Source organism: Pseudomonas cyclaminis (assembly GCF_015163715.1).
GTDB classification, from domain to species: domain Bacteria; phylum Pseudomonadota; class Gammaproteobacteria; order Pseudomonadales; family Pseudomonadaceae; genus Aquipseudomonas; species Aquipseudomonas cyclaminis.
In genome coordinates, this window is record NZ_JADDUM010000298.1 from 1 (window position 1) to 4,411 (window position 4,411).

Genomic DNA, 4,411 nt, shown 5'->3' on the forward strand with positions numbered 1-4,411 from the left:
ATAAGCCGCCGTTACCCCAGCAATGGATATGTACACGGATGGACCGCTATAGGAAGCAAGCTCACTCCCACATTTGAACCACCGTGTGTCAGTGAACAAATCACTCATGTCGCACTCCACCCCAACCGCGACCGCTGCGCCGCCCCGCTGGGAAACGGCTGCGGGCTACCCAGCTGCTGCGCCAGAAACGTCAGATAAGCCGCCTCCTCAAGGTTCACCAACAACCGAGTAGCCGCGAGCACATCGCGCTCCGACCAGGCAAACGGCCCATGATTAGCCAACAACGCCGCAGGAGCCCGCGGATGCTCCCGCAACGCCGCCACCACCGGCTCCGGCGCATACCGCGGCCCCCACGCCGTCAGCGGCACCTCCTGATCCTCATCCAGAATCCCCAGCAACTGGGTGGCATGCGCCCGCAACGGCCGCCCCCGCAATCGCAAACGCCGTCAGATACGGCGAGTGCGTATGAATCACCGCATTCACCTGCGGCCGCTCGCGGTAGATCGCCACATGCAGCGCCGCCACCTCCTTGAGGTTGTCGGTAAGGCTGCCCTGGCTGCGCTGCAAATCGAAATCCACAATCGCCGCCACACCGCTGTCGGCCCCGCTCAACGAGGCAATCACCAGCCGCTCCTCGCCGGGCAGGCGCAGGCTGATATTCCCCGCCTCATTGGCCGACAGCACCTGATGCTTGATCAGCAGCTGCTTGGCCAACGCAAAGTCATGCTCGAAGGCTTGGGTAAAACGCACAGGATCAAAGCTCATGGAAACTCCTTGTTGGGGTCAGAAGCGGTAGTCGGCTTTCACGTAGTAGAAGGCGCCTTCGGCACGGCCGGGGAGATGCTCTGGTAGGCCACGCGCCCACCGACAAAGCGGTTGGCCACGTCGATCTTGTCCGGGTAACTGTCGAAAATATTGTTGCCGCCCAGGGTCAGCGTGAGGGCCTGGCTGATGTCGTAGGACACGCTGGCGTTGCTCACCCACTGCGCGGAAAAGGTCTGGTCGCGGGCTTCGCCGAGGTTGGAATCGAGGGTGTAGGTGCCGTAGCGGATCGTGTTGAAACTCGCCTGCCATGCGCCTTTACGCCAGTCGGCGCCAAGGATCAGCTTGGTATTGGGCGAGGCGCTTTCTACGTAGCTGAGGGCTTCGCGATTGATCAGGGTGATGCCGGTGCCGGCCAAGGGGCCGGGGTTGTCCTTGATGTCGGTGACCTGGGTTTTGCTGTAGTTGAACGCGCCGTTGAGGGTCAGTTGGCTGGCGTCGGCCAGGTCCAGGCGGTAATGAGCGGCCACATCGACGCCGCTGGTCTTGGTGTCCAGTGCATTGGTGAAAAAACTCACGCCGGAGTAGTTGCCATAGCCCTGGCTGGTGAGGATCTGGCTGACCTGGGTGCCGCTGAGGGTTTCCGACAGGGCGATGCGGTCCTGGATGCGGATGTGATAGGCGTCGACGCTGACACTGGCGCGCTCCAGCGGTTGCCACACCACGCCGAGGGACAGGCTGGTGGATTTTTCCGGCTTCAGGTCACTGGCGCCCAATGCCCGTGCCACCGGGGTGTTCACGCTGACGGTGCCGACCTGATAAGCCGTGGGGTCGCCGGCCTTGAATTCGGTCTGGGTGGCCGAGGTGCCGATCTGGCCCAGCGTCGGCGCACGGTAACCGCTGCTCACCGTCGAGCGCAGGCCCCACTGTGGCGTGAGGTCGTAGCGCACGGAAAACTTGCCAGTGGTGGTGGTGCCAAAGTCATCGTAATGCTCGCTGCGCCCGGCCAGCCCCAGTTGCAGTTTGTCGGTGACCTGTTGCTCCAGGCCCAGGTAGCCGCCGAACACATGGCGCGCATAACGGCCTTCGTCGCTGTCCTGGGTGCCGGGAAAACCCTGGGCGCCGCCGGCACGGGCGGGCAGGGCCGTGCCGTGGACCCAGGAAGCAAGGTCGCCGGCGACGACTTCATAGGCTTCGTTGCGCCACGCCAGGCCGCTGGAAAACACCAGCGGGCCCGCGCCCCAGCCCACCTTGAATTCCTTCACATGGTCCAACCCGAGGTTGGTTTGCTCGTTGATCAGCGCACCGGCGTTGAAACTCGTCGGGCTGGCAGGCCCAAGGCTGGCGTTCAGCGAATCACTGAGGTGGTAGTCGATGCGATTGCGGCCGTAATTGGCGCTGAGGTCAAAGCTGCCGAGGCTGTCATCACGGATCTTGACCCCGCCGGTGAGCGACGCATCCCGCGAACGCACGTCAAGCAGCGGCAGGAAGCCGTTGGGGTACACGGCCACCAGGTTGTTCGCGTCGATGGGGCGTCGAAACGTCGCCTGGGATTCGCCGGTACGGTCCTGGTAAGTGGCGAAGCCGTACAGGTCGACCGCGTCGTTGAGCGACAGGCCGGTGTTGAGCGCCAGGTTCCAATCCTCAAGGCCTGGCGAGCCGTAGCGCCAATGACGGTCGGCATCCGCTTCGCGGGCATCGCCGGTGGGGTAGAACTGCCGGCCATCGGTGCCGCCGGTGGAGGTGCGTTCGCTGCGCAGGCCTTCGCCGCTGAGGGTGAGGAAGCCGTCGCCGGGCAAGGTGAAACCGGTCCAGCCACCGACGGAACGGCGAAATCCATCGCCCTTGGTGTATTGGCCGAAGGTGCTTTGCACCGCACCGCCGTGATCCTGCTCCTTGAGCACGATATTGATCACCCCGGCAATCGCGTCGGAGCCGTATTGGGCCGAGGCGCCATCGCGCAGCACTTCGATATGGTCGACGGCGCTGACCGGAATCGTCGACAAATCCACGGCCTGGGAACCCCGGCCCAAGGTCGCCTTGGTATTCACGAAAGCCGAGGCGTGGCGGCGCTTGCCATTGACCAGCACCAGCACTTGGTCCGACGCCAGACCGCGCAGCGACACCGGCCGCTGCGACGACACACCGTCGGTGCCGTTGACTTGCGGATAGTTCACCGACGGCACCAGGGTTTCCAGGGCCTTGGCCAGGTTGTCGGTGCCGGCGCGCTCCAGTTGTTCGTTGCTGATCACATCGACCGGGGCCGCACTTTGCAGGGCGGTGACATCGCTGCGGCGGGTGCCGATCACTTCCACCGATTTCAGGCGTGGCGCGGCAGGTTCGCTGCTGATCGCCGCAGCAGGCGTGGTGGTGTCAGCCCGTCGATGGATCAACACGGCGCCGCTGGCGGTCTGGCTGAAGCCCAGTTGCGAACCACTCAAGGCGATCCCCAACGCCTGTTCCTGGCTCAAGCGCCCCTGGATCGAACGACTGGCACGGCCTTCCACCAGCGGTGGGTCAAAGGCGATGGGGTGGCCGCTTTGCTGGGAAATGCTCAGCAGCACTTCATCCAGGGGCCCCGCGGGAATATTGAACTCTATGACCTGGTGTACGGTGGCCGCGTCGTTTTGCGCCAGCACCAGGCTCGGCAGCGCCAGGCCGCCCAAGGCCAAAGCGCACGCCAGGGGCGCCAGGGTGAATCCTGTTTTCAACATGCCAATCTGCTCCGGGTCGTGATGTTCTTTACGACCTTGAGCAACTTCGCGGGCAGATTTTCACTACTAAGTTAGAACGCTTAGTTCGGTCTCTAGACGATTTAGTTGCGCGTATAAGCTTCGATCAAACTGATCTAAGTGCGCAGTGAAAATATAAGGGAGTATCTGCACAAGGGTACTGACAGCCAGATCGGGTTGTCCGCGCAAAGCTCGCAAGTCATGGACTTGTCCAGCGGTCTGCACGCTTACGGAAAAGCTCATCAGGAGACAGATGCCCATGTCTGAATTGTCCGTTATAAACCCAGCCAGCCCAGTGCCGGCAATTCATTGCGAAAACACTGTGCCGCGTAGCATGGTGCACCGTGCTGCCGTCAGCGAAGTCTTCCTGACGGGCGCGGAGTTGGTAAAGGAGGGACACTTTCGTTGCAGCGCTCAACTACCGCGCACCCACAGTTACTTCAGTGAACACACGCACCGCGCCGCGCACTACGACATGCTGTTATTGCTGGAAGTGTTCCGCCAGGCGTCGATCTATATCTCCCATGCGTTCCTGGATGTCAGTGCCCAGGACAAGTTTATTTACCTGGACAGTGTCACTCGCGTGACCGAACGCAGTTTGCTGGTGGTGGGCGATCGCCCGGCCTCGGCGCAGATTGATGTGTTTGTGGTGGACGAGTACCTGCGCCATGGCGAGCGCAGTGGCGTGACCCTGAACATGTCCCTGAGCATCAACGGCGAAGTTGCCGCACGGCACGAGCGCATGAGCATCCGTTGGATGAGCGGCGCCGCCTGGAACAAGATGCGCGCCCGTGGCCTGGCAGCGATTCCCGCCGACGCCGACCCGCTGGCGCAACTGCCGCCACCGTTGAGCCCGTCGGCAGTGGGGCGCCATTGGCTGAACAACGTGGTGCTCGGCACGGACGTGGAGCAGGGCG

Annotated in this window: 4 protein-coding genes; 1 reads left to right on the top strand and 3 read right to left on the bottom strand. The window is 62.9% G+C overall.

Going from position 1 to position 4,411, the window contains the following annotated elements; genetic code table 11:
* Positions 1–104: 104 nt before the first annotated feature.
* From IQK56_RS31460 to IQK56_RS28855, 3 genes are read right to left on the bottom strand one after another with little or no spacing between them, the layout of a single operon-like run.
* Positions 105–419, bottom strand: a complete 315-nt coding sequence (locus IQK56_RS31460) for a class II aldolase/adducin family protein (RefSeq protein WP_193901918.1) — start codon at positions 417–419, stop codon at positions 105–107.
* Positions 379–765 carry a class II aldolase/adducin family protein gene (locus tag IQK56_RS31465; RefSeq protein ID WP_193901919.1) on the bottom strand — a complete coding sequence of 129 codons (387 nt, stop codon included), beginning with the start codon at positions 763–765 and terminating at the stop codon, positions 379–381. Before IQK56_RS31465 ends, IQK56_RS31460 begins: the two co-directional genes overlap by 41 nt.
* A gap of 38 nt (positions 766–803) precedes the next feature.
* Positions 804–3,476 carry a TonB-dependent receptor gene (locus IQK56_RS28855; protein ID WP_193901920.1) on the bottom strand — a complete coding sequence of 891 codons (2,673 nt, stop codon included), beginning with the start codon at positions 3,474–3,476 and terminating at the stop codon, positions 804–806.
* A gap of 277 nt (positions 3,477–3,753) precedes the next feature.
* On the opposite strand from IQK56_RS28855, the gene IQK56_RS28860 reads away from it, so the two are divergent.
* Positions 3,754–4,411 (top strand): AfsA-related hotdog domain-containing protein (locus IQK56_RS28860; protein WP_206691992.1); only part of this gene is annotated, 658 nt, incomplete at its 3' end.

What these genes read in the sequence shown, in the direction of transcription:
- IQK56_RS28855 (WP_193901920.1), bottom strand. Translation starts at nt 3,476, where the DNA reads ATGTTGAAAACAGGATTCACCCTGGCGCCCCTGGCGTGCGCTTTGGCC.
- IQK56_RS31465 (WP_193901919.1), bottom strand. Translation starts at nt 765, where the DNA reads ATGAGCTTTGATCCTGTGCGTTTTACCCAAGCCTTCGAGCATGACTTT.